Source organism: Hyalangium sp., from assembly GCF_045802625.1.
In the GTDB taxonomy this organism is placed as follows: domain Bacteria; phylum Myxococcota; class Myxococcia; order Myxococcales; family Myxococcaceae; genus Hyalangium.
Window position 1 is genome coordinate 19,563 of the sequence record NZ_JBJMQP010000194.1, and the last position, 14,104, is coordinate 33,666.

14 protein-coding genes are annotated in these 14,104 nt (G+C 69.6%); 8 read left to right on the plus strand and 6 right to left on the minus strand.

What is annotated here, in order from left to right; all coding sequences use genetic code 11:
- The first annotated feature begins 74 nt into the window (after window positions 1-74).
- Window positions 75-2,054 carry a DUF5939 domain-containing protein gene (locus ACJ8AT_RS32665; RefSeq protein WP_407741865.1) on the plus strand — a complete coding sequence of 660 codons (1,980 nt, stop codon included), beginning with the start codon at window positions 75-77 and terminating at the stop codon, window positions 2,052-2,054.
- Entirely contained in the window at window positions 2,051-2,299 is a 249-nt protein-coding gene (locus tag ACJ8AT_RS32670) for a hypothetical protein (protein WP_407741866.1), read from the plus strand. The genes ACJ8AT_RS32665 and ACJ8AT_RS32670 overlap by 4 nt, the downstream gene beginning before the upstream one ends.
- Before the next feature lie 81 nt (window positions 2,300-2,380).
- On the opposite strand, the gene ACJ8AT_RS32675 is transcribed toward ACJ8AT_RS32670, so the two are convergent.
- Window positions 2,381-2,584, minus strand: coding sequence for a cold-shock protein (locus tag ACJ8AT_RS32675; RefSeq protein ID WP_407741867.1), 204 nt, complete (start codon window positions 2,582-2,584; stop codon window positions 2,381-2,383).
- A gap of 250 nt (window positions 2,585-2,834) precedes the next feature.
- Here ACJ8AT_RS32675 and ACJ8AT_RS32680 point away from each other — a divergent pair, with 250 nt between their 5' ends.
- Together ACJ8AT_RS32680 and ACJ8AT_RS32685 are read left to right on the plus strand one after the other, a co-directional pair.
- Window positions 2,835-4,211 (plus strand): sigma-54-dependent transcriptional regulator, encoded by a 1,377-nt coding sequence (locus tag ACJ8AT_RS32680; protein WP_407741868.1) that lies wholly within the window; start codon window positions 2,835-2,837, stop codon window positions 4,209-4,211.
- Window positions 4,212-4,307: 96 nt separating this feature from the next.
- Entirely contained in the window at window positions 4,308-5,378 is a 1,071-nt protein-coding gene (locus ACJ8AT_RS32685; protein WP_407741869.1) for a tetratricopeptide repeat protein, read from the plus strand.
- Here the strand turns inward: ACJ8AT_RS32685 and ACJ8AT_RS32690 are convergent, their stop codons facing one another.
- The gene (locus tag ACJ8AT_RS32690; protein ID WP_407741870.1) at window positions 5,379-6,035 is read right to left on the minus strand and encodes a hypothetical protein; all 657 of its coding nucleotides are present in this window, start codon (window positions 6,033-6,035) and stop codon (window positions 5,379-5,381) included.
- 207 nt (window positions 6,036-6,242) lie between these two features.
- On the opposite strand from ACJ8AT_RS32690, the gene ACJ8AT_RS32695 reads away from it, so the two are divergent.
- The 4 genes from ACJ8AT_RS32695 to ruvA all read left to right on the plus strand — a co-directional run bounded on the left by ACJ8AT_RS32695 (window position 6,243) and on the right by ruvA (window position 9,780).
- The gene (locus ACJ8AT_RS32695; protein ID WP_407741871.1) at window positions 6,243-7,685 is read left to right on the plus strand and encodes a response regulator; all 1,443 of its coding nucleotides are present in this window, start codon (window positions 6,243-6,245) and stop codon (window positions 7,683-7,685) included.
- A gap of 53 nt (window positions 7,686-7,738) precedes the next feature.
- Window positions 7,739-8,485 (plus strand): YebC/PmpR family DNA-binding transcriptional regulator, encoded by a 747-nt coding sequence (locus ACJ8AT_RS32700; protein WP_407741872.1) that lies wholly within the window; start codon window positions 7,739-7,741, stop codon window positions 8,483-8,485.
- 105 nt (window positions 8,486-8,590) lie between these two features.
- On the plus strand, window positions 8,591-9,172 hold the full coding sequence (ruvC, locus tag ACJ8AT_RS32705; protein WP_407741873.1) for a crossover junction endodeoxyribonuclease RuvC: 582 nt from the start codon (window positions 8,591-8,593) through the stop codon (window positions 9,170-9,172).
- Window positions 9,169-9,780 carry a Holliday junction branch migration protein RuvA gene (gene ruvA / locus ACJ8AT_RS32710; RefSeq protein WP_407741874.1) on the plus strand — a complete coding sequence of 204 codons (612 nt, stop codon included), beginning with the start codon at window positions 9,169-9,171 and terminating at the stop codon, window positions 9,778-9,780. Before ruvC ends, ruvA begins: the two co-directional genes overlap by 4 nt.
- Window positions 9,781-9,823: 43 nt before the next feature.
- Here ruvA and ACJ8AT_RS32715 read toward each other — a convergent pair whose 3' ends face one another.
- The 4 genes from ACJ8AT_RS32715 to ACJ8AT_RS32730 form a co-directional block, all read right to left on the minus strand.
- Window positions 9,824-10,279 (minus strand): VOC family protein, encoded by a 456-nt coding sequence (locus ACJ8AT_RS32715; protein ID WP_407741875.1) that lies wholly within the window; start codon window positions 10,277-10,279, stop codon window positions 9,824-9,826.
- A gap of 105 nt (window positions 10,280-10,384) precedes the next feature.
- Window positions 10,385-11,131, minus strand: a complete 747-nt coding sequence (locus ACJ8AT_RS32720) for a DUF4846 domain-containing protein (RefSeq protein WP_407741876.1) — start codon at window positions 11,129-11,131, stop codon at window positions 10,385-10,387.
- Window positions 11,132-11,378: 247 nt separating this feature from the next.
- Window positions 11,379-12,233 (minus strand): tetratricopeptide repeat protein, encoded by an 855-nt coding sequence (locus ACJ8AT_RS32725; RefSeq protein WP_407741877.1) that lies wholly within the window; start codon window positions 12,231-12,233, stop codon window positions 11,379-11,381.
- A gap of 73 nt (window positions 12,234-12,306) precedes the next feature.
- Window positions 12,307-14,025, minus strand: coding sequence for a B12-binding domain-containing radical SAM protein (locus ACJ8AT_RS32730; protein ID WP_407741878.1), 1,719 nt, complete (start codon window positions 14,023-14,025; stop codon window positions 12,307-12,309).
- Window positions 14,026-14,104 lie beyond the last annotated feature (79 nt).

Here is a 14,104-nt window from a genome sequence, read left to right on the forward strand (position 1 = left end):
GGGCGCGGGCCGAAATACACGCCGGGCGCCCAGCGGGCACCGGTGAACGCCGCCCGCGCGGGAAGCATCCGCCAGTGGTCATCGCGCGGGCCCTGGCCGCGCTCTCGCCGGGAGTGAAGGCCGGGAGTACGCTCGGGCCCATGACGACGCAGTACTCGAGGACCTTGGAGCGCCATCTGCCCGCGCCGCCCGAGCTCGTATGGGGGCTCGTCGCGGACTCCAACCGGTGGGATCGGCTGGTGGGCCTCAACCCCACCCAGTACCGCTACGCGGCGCTCGAGGCCGGGGGCCAGCCGGTGCGGGCCCGCATCGGCCGCGCCATGCAGTCCTGGGGCGAGTCCGAGTGGCTCGAGCGCGGCGAGTGGGTGGAGGGCCAGCGCATCCATGGCATGCGGCGCTACCTGTCCGGGCCGGCCCAGCTCGGCGGCTTCCGCGCGGAGCTGCTCCCCGCGGAGGGCGGCTCCCGGGTCTCGTTCACCGCGTACATGGAGAGCGACACGCCCCTGGACGCGCGGATGGAGTCCCGGGTCCTCCAGGCCATCGAGGCGGCGCTGAAGCACTACCTCGACTCGCTGGAGCAGCTCTTCACGAGCGCTCGGGAGCGGGGCTGCCTGGAGGTGAGCTCCGCGCCCGCGGTGATCCAGGCCCGGCACCTGCTGGGGCGGCTGGAGCCGGACGGCTCGGCGTTCGGCCTCCGGGGGATGATCCAGGAGAAGGAGCTCCAGCACCGGGCGCAGCGCTTCTCCACCGCGCCGGTGGTCCCCGAGCTCCGGGAGCGGATCCTCCGGTTCGTCCGGGAGGGCTTCGATGACGAGCTGGGGCAGATCCGCCCCTTCGAGCTGGCGCGCACCTGGGGCTTCGAGCGGCGCGAGGTGCTCCGGGGCTTCCTGCACGCGGCGAGGGCTGGCCTGTACGAGCTCCAGTGGCAGCTCGAGTGCCCCATGTGCCGGGGCGGCTCCCAGGAGGCCCCGAGCCTGGAGAACCTGAAGCGCGAGGGCTACTGCATTGACTGCGATCGCTCCTTCGGCCTGGACTTCGCGTCGAACGTGGAGGCGATCTTCCGGGTGAGCCCGGCGATCCGCATGGTGTCCACGAGCACCTGGTGCGTGGCCTCGCCGTGGTTCCGGCCGCACGTGCTCGCGAACTTCATTGTCCCGCCGAATGGCCGGCGAGAGGTGACGCTGGAGCTGCCCAAGGGCGCCTACACCCTGCGGACGACGATGCGGCGCTACCGCACGGGGCTGCCGGTGCGCTCGGGGGCCACGCTCCAGGTGACGCTGGATCCGGGAGCGCTGCAGGTGACGGCGGGGGAGGGTGGGGCGGAGGGCTCGCGGGTGTCGCTGGTGCTGGTGAACGAGACACCGCACGAGGAGGAGTTCTCGATCGAGCGGGCGGACTGGGCGCCGGAGGCGGCGCTGGGCCGGGACGTGATCGCGCTGAGGGACTTCCACGAGCTGTTCTCCACCGAGGCGCCGGCCACGGGCGTGGAGCTGACGATCGGCTCCACGGTGGTGTTGTTCTCGGATCTGACGGGGAGCACGGCGCTCTACGAGCAGATCGGCGACGCGCGAGCCTTTGCCCTGATCGAGCAGCACTTCCGCATCGCCGAGCGGGCGGTGGAGCGCCATGGCGGCGCGGTGCTGAAGACGATGGGGGACGCGGTGATGGCCACGTTCCTGCGAGCGGGAGACGCCTTCGAGGCGGCGCTGGAGCTGGTGCGGGAGACGGAGCGGCTGCACAGCCACCATGGGCTCCGGGTGAAGGTGGGGCTGCATGAGGGGCCGTGTCTGGCGGTGCGAGCCAACCAGCGGTTGGACTTGTTCGGCACCACGGTGAACCTGGCGGCGAGGCTGCAGGCGGAGGCGAAGGGAGGGCAGGTGGTGGTGTTGGAGCGGCTGCTGGAGCACCCGGAGATTCGCGATCAGATCGAGCTCGGGCGCTTGGAGCTGCATCGCTTCGAGGTGGAGCTGCGCGGGGTGAGCCAGCGCCAGCACTGCATCGCGGTGACGGCCGGGGAGCGTTCACAGGATGGCAAGAGAAGGGAGCAGAGGTGACGGGGCAGGGAGGCTCGGAGACGCCCGAGTCCCAGCGCGAATCCGCGATCAACCGCGCCAGTGAGGAGCTGGGGCTGCCCGCGTACTACCGCTCGCTGATCCGCCCGCTGCTACGCAACCCCGAGGGCCACTGGCCCCGCTGCTGTGGCGGAGGCTGTGAGCCGTGCGCCCAGACGCTCTGCCGAGTGGCGGCGCGAGCGCTCGAATTGCTGGGGACGCCTCGGAAGGCGCCACTGCCGGACTGAGCCGAGGGGCCGGGCAGGCCCGCAATGAAAAAGGCCCAGCCTCCGAAGGAGACCAGGCCTTGTCTCAGCAGGAACGTGCGCTCAGATGGGGCGGACGTTCTGCGCCTGCAGGCCCTTGGGGCCACGGGCCACGTCGAACTCCACCTTCTGGCCCTCCTGCAGAGTGCGGAAGCCCTGGGCCTGAATCGCAGTGTGGTGGCAGAAGAGATCCTCGCCCCCGCCGTCCTGCGTGATGAACCCAAAGCCCTTCGCGTCGTTGAACCACTTCACGGAACCAGTTGCCATTGCTCTTCTTCTTCTTTCTTGGCCGGCTCCAGGAAGAGGGGCCGGTGGTACACCCAGATCAGGTGCAGCCACCCGCTATGTGTCACGGTTCCAGGCACTTGCCTAGCAGGGCGCGCGCTTTTTCGAGCGCCCTCCGCTTCGGGTGGCCACGATTCAACAGAGGCCGAGGCGGCCCCATTCCACGCCGAGCGCATTTCTCCAGGCCTCCGGGCCCCTATGATGGAGCCGCCCCTCTGTCCGCCTCCTCTCCATGAGCCCCTCACCGCACCCGCTCCTCCTCGTCGATGACGATGCCGCCTTCCGCAAGGTCTACGCCGGCCTGCTGCGGGACGCGGGCTTTGAAGTGCTGGAGGCCGCGGACCGCCCCTCCGCCCGAGCCGCCGTGGAGGCGCGCGCCTTCCCGCTGGTGCTGCTGGATCTGATGCTCCCGCCGGACGGCAGCGTGTCCGCGGGGCTGGAGCAGCTCGGCGCGCTGCTCGCCGCCCGTCCAGGCACCAAGGTGCTCGTCATCTCCGGGGCCGGGGACACGCGCCACTCGCTGGAGGCTATCCGCCTGGGCGCCTATGACTTCCTCACCAAGCCGGTGGATCCGGACGTGCTCCTGGTCGTCGTCCAGCGGGCCATGGCTCGGGTGGCCCTGGAGCGGCAGGTCGAGGCCCTGCAGTCCTCGCTCGCCCACGCGGGAGGGGACACGGCGATGGTGGGGCAGAGCGCTCCGTTCCTGGCCGCCGTCTCGCTCGCCGAGCGCATCGCCGCCAGTGATCTGCCCGTGTTGATTACGGGCGAGAACGGCACGGGCAAGGAGCTGCTGGCCCGCTCCATCCACCTCAAGAGCCGCCGCCGCGCCGGCCCGTTCATTCCCGTCAACTGCGGCGCCCTGCCCGAGAACCTCCTGGAGAGCGCGCTCTTCGGTCACGTGAAGGGCTCGTTCACCGGCGCCACGAGAGATCACCGAGGCCTGTTCGCCGAGGCCGATGGCGGCACGCTCTTCCTGGACGAGATTGGCGACATGACGCCCTCGCTCCAGGTGAAGGTGCTGCGGACGCTGGAGACGGGAGACATCCTCCCGGTGGGCGCCGATCGGCCCTCGCACGTGGACGTGCGCTGCCTCTCCGCCACCAACAAGGATCTCGGAGCCCTGCAGCAGGCGGGCACCTTCCGGGAGGATCTCTACTGGCGGATCAAAGGCGTGGAGGTGCACCTGCCGTCCCTGCGCGAGCGCACCGCGGACCTGCCGTTGCTCGCACGCCACTTCCTCAACCAGTGCGCCCACCTGTGCCCGGACGGCCGAGCCAAGCTGCTCTCGGACGCGGCCACCGAGGCGCTCCTGGCGCACGGCTGGCCGGGCAACCTGCGCGAGCTGCGCCACGAGATGCAGCGCGCCACGGTGCTCGCGGGAGACCGCCGAGAGCTTCAGCCCGAGGACCTGTCCTTCACCGGCAGCGATCGCCCCCGCGCCCCCGCGCCCGGCGCCACCTCGCTCCAGCAGAAGGTGGAGGCCCTGGAGCGCCGCGAGATCGAAGAGGCCCTGCGCCGCTGCAACGGCAACCGCACGCACACCGCCGAGGCGCTCGGGCTGTCGCGGCAGGGGTTGCTCAAGAAGCTGGAGCGCTACGGGCTGACGTGAGGCGCTCCCGGCTCGACTTCGCATCGGAGGCGAGGGCTAAGATGAGGGATGCGCTCTCGGTACCTTCGATTCTGGGTTTCGGTTCTCGGCGGGAGTTTGCTCGCCTTCCTGGCCCTGGTACCTGCTCCTGGAGCGGCCCAGACCTACTCCGCCGAGGATGTCGCACGCGCGGAGCGCGCCTGCCAGCAAGGCAAGGGCGAGATGTGTTACGCGCTGGCCGTGATCCTCGGGGCGGGACAAGGCGTTCCGCGGGACCTGCCGCGCGCCGCCTCTGTGGCCCAGCGCGGGTGCCAGCTCGGCGAGGCGCGCGCCTGCAAGGTCCAGCAGCAGCTCGCCAGGATCCAGGACACCCAACAGGAGCAGGAGGTTGCCCGGGCCGAACTCAAGGAGTCCCTCGCCCCGATCCTCGAGCAGTGTGAGCAGGGGGTGGCGGGGGGCTGCGTCGCGGCCGCCTTCTACTCCACCATCGGCGTGGACGAGAAGACAGGGGAGGCTCGCATGAACCAGTACCTGGACAAGGCGTGCGCGCAGGAGCCCGTCCTGGCCTGCAAGTTCTCCAAGGAACTCTACGGGCAGATCCCTCCGGAGCTGCAGCAGAAGATGGACGCCCGCCACTTCGTCCTGAGGGCGTGTGAGAAGGCCTGCGACGCGAAGGGGGGCCTGCCTGCGCGCACCACCCTGGCGGCCCTCTTCCGGGAGGGCAAGTTCGCGCCCAAGGACGAGGCACGCGCCTTCGCCGTGGAGTCGAAGGCTTGCGAGGCCGGGTACGTCCATGTTTGCGCCAACGTGGGGGTGGCCTACACGCGCGGAGAGGTGACCCCGGTCGACGTGCCCCGCGCCATCCGGATCCTCACCCAGGCCTGCAAGGGGGGAGGCTCGCTGTCCTGCCGCACGATGGGGCTCATCTATGCCCAGGGCGTGGGGGGGACCAAGGACTTGGAGCAGGCCCTCTCGTGGTTCCAGCAGGGGTGCCAGCTCGAGGACAAGGGCTCCTGCGCCAAGGCGCAAGAGCTGATCCGTCAGCTCGGCGGTGTTCCCCCGGCCCCCGCCGGGGAAGGCGGCACGAAGAACCCGAGGCTGGACAGCCTCCAGCTGAAGGACAGCGGCCCCCGGCAGGAAGACGGCGGCACGAAGAGCCCCGCGCCCCAGCGCCCGGAGCGGAACTGATCAGAACAGCCGCGTGCCAATGCCCAGCGTCACCTGGTAGCCCACGCGCGTCACCGGATCCTTGTTCCGCGCCTTGAAGTTCTCCACGCCGATCTGCCCCGCCGTCAGCAGCGTAATGCCCGAGCCCAGGTAGAGCTCCGTGCCGCCGCCCGTGAGCGCCTGGAAGCGGTGCGCCCCCGTGGGAGACACCCCGAGATCAATCGGCACATCCAGCAGCCCCACCACGGCCACCGTCTCCGCCACATTCCAGCTCACCACCAGCCCGGGGCTGATCCGCACCAGCACCCCGGGGGCGTTGTCCGCGTCCAGGTACAGGCTGCCCGAGTTGAGCACCAACCCCAGGCCGAGCCTCGGAGCGAACGTCGCCGGTCCTTCCCTCAGCACCGCCCGGCGAGCCCCCACCTCGAAGATCCCCGCCAGCCGGAAGTAGTCCAGCCGGGCCCGGCCCTCGAGCTCGAAGCCGGAGATGCCCTGGCGATACCCCGCCCCCATCTCGGGGACACCCACATACCCGTACAGCGCGCTGGAGCCATCCGGCAGGGCGGCGGGAGCCACCATCGTCCCGAAGGAGAACTCCTCACGCGCCGGAGCCGTCGCTTCCTGCGCGGCCACCGGGAGGGCGAACACGAGCGTGAGCAGGAAGACCGGGCGCGTCATGCACCCACCTTACGCCCCTGGAACGAGCCGTCGACCTTTCCGCCGCCTCGCCTGATTCCCGACAATCAGGACCTCCATCAAAAAAAAGTGTTCCAGGTACTTTCTTGAAGCCTGAGATTGGTGCAGGATGCAAATTACTTCCGCTATTACGGATTATTACCACTTGAGTCGATAACCCGACATTCCCCCCACCCCCTGGAGCCCCCCATGGTTGCCCGTACCTCCCGCGCGACCATCATCGAGCCAGCCTCTACCGCCGCCGGACTCAGCCCCCGGAGCCGGCGCGGCAAGCGCATGCGTGTGCTGCTGGTGGAGCCGGACGCGCAGTACCAGTCCCGGCTCGGCACGGGGTTGGCCGAGGCGGGCTTCGAGGTGGCGGTGGTGGCCACCGCCGAGGACGCCCGGGAGGAGCTGTCGGCGACGCACTGCCTGCCACAGCTTGTCGTGGCGGAGACGGAGCTGGCGGGGATAGACGGGTTCACCTTCTGCAACCACCTGCGCGCGGATCCGCGCACGGCGCAGCTGCCGGTGTTTTTGATCGCCAGCCGCCGCCAGGTGTTCCACCCGGAGCTGGCCGCGAGCGTGGGCGCGGATGACTACCTGACCAAGCCGCTGACGGCGCAGGACATGGTGGCGCTGGCGCGGCTCATGGCGGGCCGGCGCTCGGGCGAGGCGCAGTACGAGGCGCACTCGGCCCGGCTGCCGCTGACGGACGTGGCGCGTGCGCTGCTGGCGGGCACGCGCTCGGGGCGGGTGGTGCTCAAGGAGGGAGATGGGTTCTTCGCCTTCCGGGACGGGCGGGTGGTGGACGCGCGCTTCCAGGGCGAGCGCGGGGTGCTGGGCTTCCGGCGCCTGCTGAGCTTTGGCAGCGGCGGGTACGGGGTGACGTTCGGCGCTGAGCTGCACCGAGGCTCGCTGCTGATGGATCGGGCGTTCCTGCGCGAGCAGGTGCTGCCCGGGCTGGAGCGCTTCGAGAAGCTGCGCGAGGTGGGCGTGCCGCTGGCCGCGAGGCTGACGGTGGACTTCCGGCACCTGTCCGAGCACCTGTCCGAGCTGCCCGACGAGGTGGTGGCCCTGCTGCGCCTGTTCGACGGGCGGCGCACGGTGCGCGCGGTGCTGCTGGACTGCCAGCTCCCGGAGGTGATTGCGTTCGAGACGACCATGCACCTGTTCGTGCTGGGAGTGCTGGTGCCCGCAAGCCACGTGGAGGAGCGGGAGCGGGTGCAGGAGGCGCCGCGCTTCCTCGAGCCGCAGGCCGAGGCGGCGAGGGTGGCGCGAGAGGCGCAGGCGCGCGAGGCCGAGGAGCGCGAGGCCGCCGAGCACGAGGCCCGCCTGGAGGAAGCCCTCGAGGCCGAGGCGCCCCCCGCGCAGCCCCAGCCAGAGCCCCAGCCAGTCTCCCAGGAGCCGGGCCAGGAGGACGCCCTCGCCCTGGCGGCCGCGCTGGAGCAAGCCTCGAAGGAGCCGGAGCTGGACCTGGACATCGACGTGGTGGAGCCCCCGGCCGCGGAGGAGCCCGTAACCCGGCCGCCGGCCCCCATCATCCTGACGTTCCCGAAGCCGGCGGCACGCCGCCGTGAGGAGAAGGCGGCGCGAGCCCGGCCGGTCGAGGTGTTCCAGCTGGCCTCGGGAGAGACGCGGACGGTGCGCTGAGCGCGGACAGTGTTTGACTCAGCGGGCCGGGTTAAGGGACAAGTCGCGGCACCATGTCCGGTCACAACCGATGGTCGAAGATCAAGCGGCAGAAGGCCGCGATGGGCGCGACCAAGGGCAAGCTCTACTCGAAGGTCATCAAGGAGATCACCGTCGCCGCCCGGCTCGGGGGTGGAGATCCCACGGGTAACGCTCGCCTGCGCGTGGCCCTCACGGCCGCCCGGGACGCGAACATGCCCAGTGACACCGTCCAGCGCGCCATCAAGAAGGGCACGGGCGAGCTGGAGGGCGAGCACTACGAAGAGGTGATGTACGAGGGCTATGGCCCCGGGGGCGTGGCGGTGCTGGTCGAGTGCCTCACGGACAACCGCAACCGCACCTCGAGCGAGGTCCGCGCCACGTTCGGCCGGGGTGGCGGCAACCTGGGCGCCGAGGGCGCGGTGGGGTGGATGTTCCACAAGAAGGGCGTCATCACCGTGAAGCCCGGCCCCACCGAGGATCAGGTGATGGAGAAGGCCATCGAGGCGGGGGCCGAGGACATCATCAACCTCGAGGCGGATGGCTTCGAGGTGCGCACCACGCCGGCGGACTTGCACCCGGTGGCCACGAGCCTGGAGGCGGCCGGGCTGAAGCTGGGCGAGCAGAAGTGGAACTTCTTCCCTCAGACGACGGTGAAGCTCGAGGGGGAGAACGCCAAGAAGATGCTCAAGCTGATGGACGCGCTGGAAGACAACGACGACGTGCAGAACGTCTACGCGAACTTCGAGATCGACGAGGCGTTGATGGAGTCGTTGCAGTAGGCCGGCGGCTCGGAGGGGGATCGACAGGTGGGGGCCCGCGCGTTACAAGGGCTGAACACCCGTTTCGTCGTCCCGATGGTGGGTGTGTCGGAGCTGGAGAGGAACGTGCGCGTCCTTGGCGTAGACCCAGGCAGCCGCTTCATGGGGTATGGCGTAGTGGAGGAGCGTCGCGGCCGGTTGACGCACGTGGGCCACGGGGTCATCAAGGTGGACCCGGACGCTCCGCTGCCCCACCGGTTGATGGTGCTGCACGCCGAGCTGGCGGGCGCGCTGAGCAAGTACCGCCCGGAAGCAGTGTCGGTGGAGGGCGTCTTCACGTTCCGCAACGCGCGCAGCGCGCTGGTGCTGGGGCACGCGCGAGGCGTGGCGCTGCTGGCGGCGGCCCAGAAGGGGCTGCCCGTGTTCGAGTATCCACCGGCGCGCGTGAAGCGCTCGGTGGGGGCGGGCGGGGCGGACGGCAAGGACGCGGTGGCGCGCATGGTGTGTGCGCTCTTGAAGCTCGAAGCGATTGAACGGGCGGACGCCAGCGATGCCCTCGCGGTGGCGCTCTGCCACCTCAACCAGGGACGGGCGGCGGGGCTCGTGGTGGGCACTTCCCGGAGTGCCCGGAGCAAGAGCCGCAAGGGAGCGGCCGCGTTGCTCGCGGATCGGCTGAGTCCGTCCTACCGGCGCCCGGAGGCGCGATGATCGCGGCACTGCGCGGAACGCTCGTGGAGAAGAGCCTGGAGGAAGCCATCATCGACGTGGGAGGGGTGAGCTACCGCGTCGCCCTGTCCACATTGGCGATCGGCAAGCTGCCCGCGGAGGGCCAGCCGGTGCACGTGCGGGTGCGCACGGTGGTGCGAGAGGACGCCTTCGATCTGTTCGGCTTCCTCACGCGGGGCGAGGAGGAGATGTTCCAGCTGTTGAACTCGGTGTCGCAGGTGGGGCCGAGGCTGGCGATGACGGTGCTGTCGGGGATGGAGGTGCCGGAGCTGGTGGCGGCGCTGAGCCGGGGCGAGGTAGCGCGGCTGACGAAGATCAAGGGCATCGGCAAGAAGACGGCGGAGCGGCTGGTGCTGGAGCTGAAGGACAAGGTGAAGGAGCTGCACCTGGAGGCGGTGGCGCAGGGAGCCACGGCCTCGCCCCCAGCCGCGGGGCCAATGGCGGACCTGGTGTCCGCGCTGTTGAACCTGGGCTACAAGGCGCCGCAGGCGGAGAAGGCGGCGGAGCTTGCGGGAGAGCGGCTGGGGCCGGAGGCTGAGTTCCAGGCCCTGTTCCGCGAGGCCCTCAAGGTGCTGCGCTCGGGGGCCTGAGCTGCGGACGTGCCTGCCATCCTCGGACGGCGGCAGCGAACTCCTACTTCGGCTGACGCTGCGCGAACATCGCCTTCATGCGCTTCTTCATCTCCGCCGGGGGGACGTCCTCGACATGGCTGCTGATGGACCACTTCTGGCCGAACGCATCCGCCAGGACTCCATAGCGATCTCCCCAGAACGAGTTGTCCAGCGGCATGACGACCTGCGCGCCCGCGGCCACCGCCTTCTTCCACGCCTTGTCCGCATTCTCCACGTACAGGTGGATGGAGCTGGAGCCCGGCGCGTTGTCCATCATCGGATCGGAGACGAAGACGCGGGCGTCTCCAATCTGGAGATCCGCGTGCAGCACCTTGCCGTCCGGGGCCATCATCTTCCCCAACACCTTTGCGCCGAAGGCCTTCTTGTAGAAGGCCAGCGCCGCCTGGGCGTCCTTGATCGAGAGATGCGGCGTGACGGTGGTGAAACCCTTCGGAACAGGACGAACCTTCTTCGGCATGAAGTACTCCTGGCTACGGGGTGGGGCGATATCAAGAATCAAGCTGCTCGGCCTGAGCAAGACTTTTCCTCCTTCGTCGCGCCAGCTGCCGGCGTAGCGCGCGGCTCAAAGCCGGCGCAGCGCGGACCAGGGGAAAGGATCCCAGAAGGGCGTGACGAGCTTCTCTCCCTCCCATGAGAACCACGGATCATTGTGCCCCTGGGTGAAGACCTGGAAGTCCTGGGCGGGGATGGAGCCCTGGCCGAGCAGCACCACCCGCTCTCCCGCCGCGTTCACCGCCACCTCCAGCACGAGCACCGCGTGGCCTGGGCTCCCTCCCGCCACGATGAAATCCCCAGGCTGCACGTCCTCGCGTGGGGGCCGCTTCTTCTCTCGCTCGAGCGAGAGGGTCCCCGCGTAGGTGAAGACCATGTCCAGGTAGGCGCGGAACGCCGCTCGGGAGCGGGCCTCCGAGCCCGTGCGCACCCAGCTCACTTTCGTGCCTGAGACCTCGGCGCGATCTCCCTCCGCGTACGCGCTCCACCGGGCCAGATGCCCGCTGGTGAAGCGGTAGGCGATGCGGTCCTTCTGGCCCCGAGACCAGAGCCACTCCGCGTGCAGGCGGATGATGGAGTCCGCGCACTGCTGGAGATCGGCGGTGCCCACGTCCAGCTCGGCCACGGCCGCCAACAGCGGACTGTCACCCGGGAGGATCTCCCTGCCCAGGAAGTCGCGCACCGGCGTGCCGGCGGGACGCAGCGGCAGGCCGCGCAGCCAGGCCCCAAAGGAGTCCGGCTTCACCTCTACCCGAGTGAAGCCGGGGGGCGGGGCAATGGCGGCCTCCAGCGAGCGCACCGGGACGCTCTTGGACAACCATGGGTAGCGTGACAGCTCCGCACGGGTGGGCAGGTGGGGCCCCGCCTCGGTATCCGCGGGTGTGGGTTCCGCGACTCCTGCAGCGCTCTGCGGCGTGGGCGTGGCTGCGCCCAGGGAGAGCGTGGACAGAAGGCCGACAAGGAGCCAGTGGAGCAAGCGCATCACCGTGCAACGTACCAAGGCCCCTGATCGATTTTCGTGCCGCGGCCCATGCCACCGCGAGCGAGCCCACGCTTTCGTGTTTCTAGAGGATAGCCTGGAGCTTGCGCTTGTAGGTGCGGACCAGATCGTTGTCGTGCCCGATGCGATCGAAGAGCGCGAGCATGGCGAGCCGGGCCCCGTCATGACGGAACTTGCGGTTGCGGCTCACAATGCCCAGGAACTCCTCCAGCGCGCCCTCCACCTCTCCCCTGGCGGCGAGCGCACTGCCGAGCGCATAGCGCGCCTCCAGATCCTCCGGGTTGGCCGCGAGCGCGGCCCGAGCGCGCTCCTCCCCGCCGTACGCCGCCGCATCCGCATGAAACTGGAGCTGGCGCCGGAGCGTGGGGAGGGACTCGGCCTCCTTGCTTCGTGGATCCACGCGTCCGAGGAGTGATTCGAGCTCCTCGAGCCGCCCCAGCCCCAGGAGCACGTGGGCCAGGCGCCAGGCCGCGCGGGAGCCCACCTCCGGCTCCTCCAGCAGTTTGCGCAGCTCCACTTCCGCGTCAGCGCTCGCCCCGCGCTCCAGGGCCTGCTCGGCCTTCTCCAGCGCCTGCCTTGCCGGGGAGGGCGCGACCTGCGCCAGCCAGCTCTGGAGGAAAGGCGCGGGCCGGGCCCCCTCGAACTCGGCGACCACCTTCCCGTTCCGAAACGCCTTCACCGCGGGGATGCCGCGGATGCCGAACCGCTGTGCGAGCTCCGGGTTGGCGTCCGTGTCCACCTTCGCCAGCTCCACCTTGCCGCCGAGCCGCTCTATCTCGCGCTCGAGTAGCGGTCCCAGGACGCGGCAAGGCCCGCACCAGGCCGCCCAGAAGTCCACGACGACGGGGACGTCCGCTGAACGCTCCACGACGAGCTGCTGGAAGTCCTTCTCTTCAATGTCTCTGATGAAGCCATTCATATCCGCGGGACAGGCTACCACTGTCCAGGATGACCAGGGTCCCCGCATGGGCGCGGCGACGCACAAGAGCACCTCACGCCGGCTGCAGGAAGCGTCCGTCCACGAGATGCTCAATGACCTCGTGCGCCGAGCGCGGGTCAAGCTTCACCTTCGCCCCCAGCTGCGTCACCGCGCTGGCGACTGTCGTTGGGCGCTCGAAGGCGGCCAGGGCGGTCAGGAGGATCTGACCGTCCTCGCCCTGATCCAGCGTCGGGTCGGTGAACCTTCGCGGGCTGACCGACGGTGCGCAGGCCATGCCTGTTCCATCCACCGACCGCACCACGGTCACCTGTTCCTGTGCCACCTTCGCGGGGACCCGGTGATGGCCCAACCAATCCCCAAGCTTGAACTGAAGCGTCGAGGGAGCGGTGTTCAGCAGGCGCGTGCGTCCGTTGAGCGCGATCCTTCGCCTCGCGGCTCGGTGCTCCCACGCGAGGGAATCCACATGATCCGACGTGCGCTGCACCGCCTCCTCGAGCGCCGCGTCGCGGAAGCGCAGCATCGGCACTGACACGTCGCCTGGCTCGCGCCGCTCGAAGTAGTCGAGGAACTCCGCGAACGTTCGCGCCTCGGCCACCAGATCGAACCGCGCGGGGTGCTCGGTGGCGAGCGCCCCGGGCTGAGCTTCGAGCCGCTGGTAGCCCACCACGCAGTCCAGGTTGATCACCCGCTCCACCAGGCGGACTTCCTCTTCGAGCGTGGCGGCGCTGGCGAAGGGCAGGCCCGCGATTCCAGAGACCTCGATGCCCAGGTTCGGATGGCGGCGGCAGTGGCCGATGAGCTCCAGGAGCTCCCGGTCCGAGGCGCACGGCTTGAGCAGGCCGCGGCGCATCTGCTCGTGCCGCTGCTGCTCCGAGAAGCAGCCGATGTCGAGCACCATGTAGACCTGCTCGAAGGTCTGGGCGAGCGCGTCGATGAGCTCCACCCGGGCCACGCCCCACAGGAAATACGTGCAGGAGTGGCGTGAGAGATCCACCCCCGCCCAGGTGCTCTGCAGAAACTCCGCCGAGCTGCCCGAGAAGTCGTAGCGCATCTGCCACGTCCGGGGGGCGATCTCCTGGTGGTCGCGGCGCACGCTCTCCTCGGAGCGAAGAAACGGCTTCGCGCGTCCGAAGGCCGCCTTCTGGTTGCCGCGGGCCCCACCGCAATACAGGCAGTTCTCGCCGCACCCCTTGCCGGGCGCGACCCACCCCGAGAAGGCGTGGAGATCCTGCTGGCTCAGGAAGATGTCTTTGAAGTGCGAGTAGTAGACGTCCTCGCTGTTCGTGGCGCCTTGCACGTACTCCAGGGGCAACCGCCGCGGCGCGCCGTCTGGAGTCCGGGTGACGCAGTTGGGCGGGGAGGGCTCACCCTGGCAGAGCGCCAGCAGGGGCCGCTCGCCGTCGCCCAGGATGACGTGATCGATGAAGTCGAACGAGCTCAGCTCCCGCCACCAGTACGACGCGGTGTTGCCGCCCACGACGATTCGGATTTCGGGATCAATCTCGCGCAGCGTCCGAGCCAGGAGCAGCGCGCGGTGGACATGGTGGAACCACTTGAGGCTGATCCCGACCAGCCGGGGGCGTACGCGGGTCACCAGGGCTTCGAGCGAGCGGGCTACCTCTTGCTCGGATTCATCCCCATCGTAGAGCCGGACGAAGGCCTCGATCCCGCCTCGTCGCAGGTAGCTCGCGAGATAGAGGATCCCACAGGTGGCCTCACCGGTTCCGGCGCCGAGGAGGAGGACTGGAGAGAGGACACGACGGCCATGCATGAGACGAAACCCGACCTTCCGAACGTCTCAAGTATAGCCTTTGTTACCGGCCCTGCGCCTGAAGCCCAGGGCCGCGGGG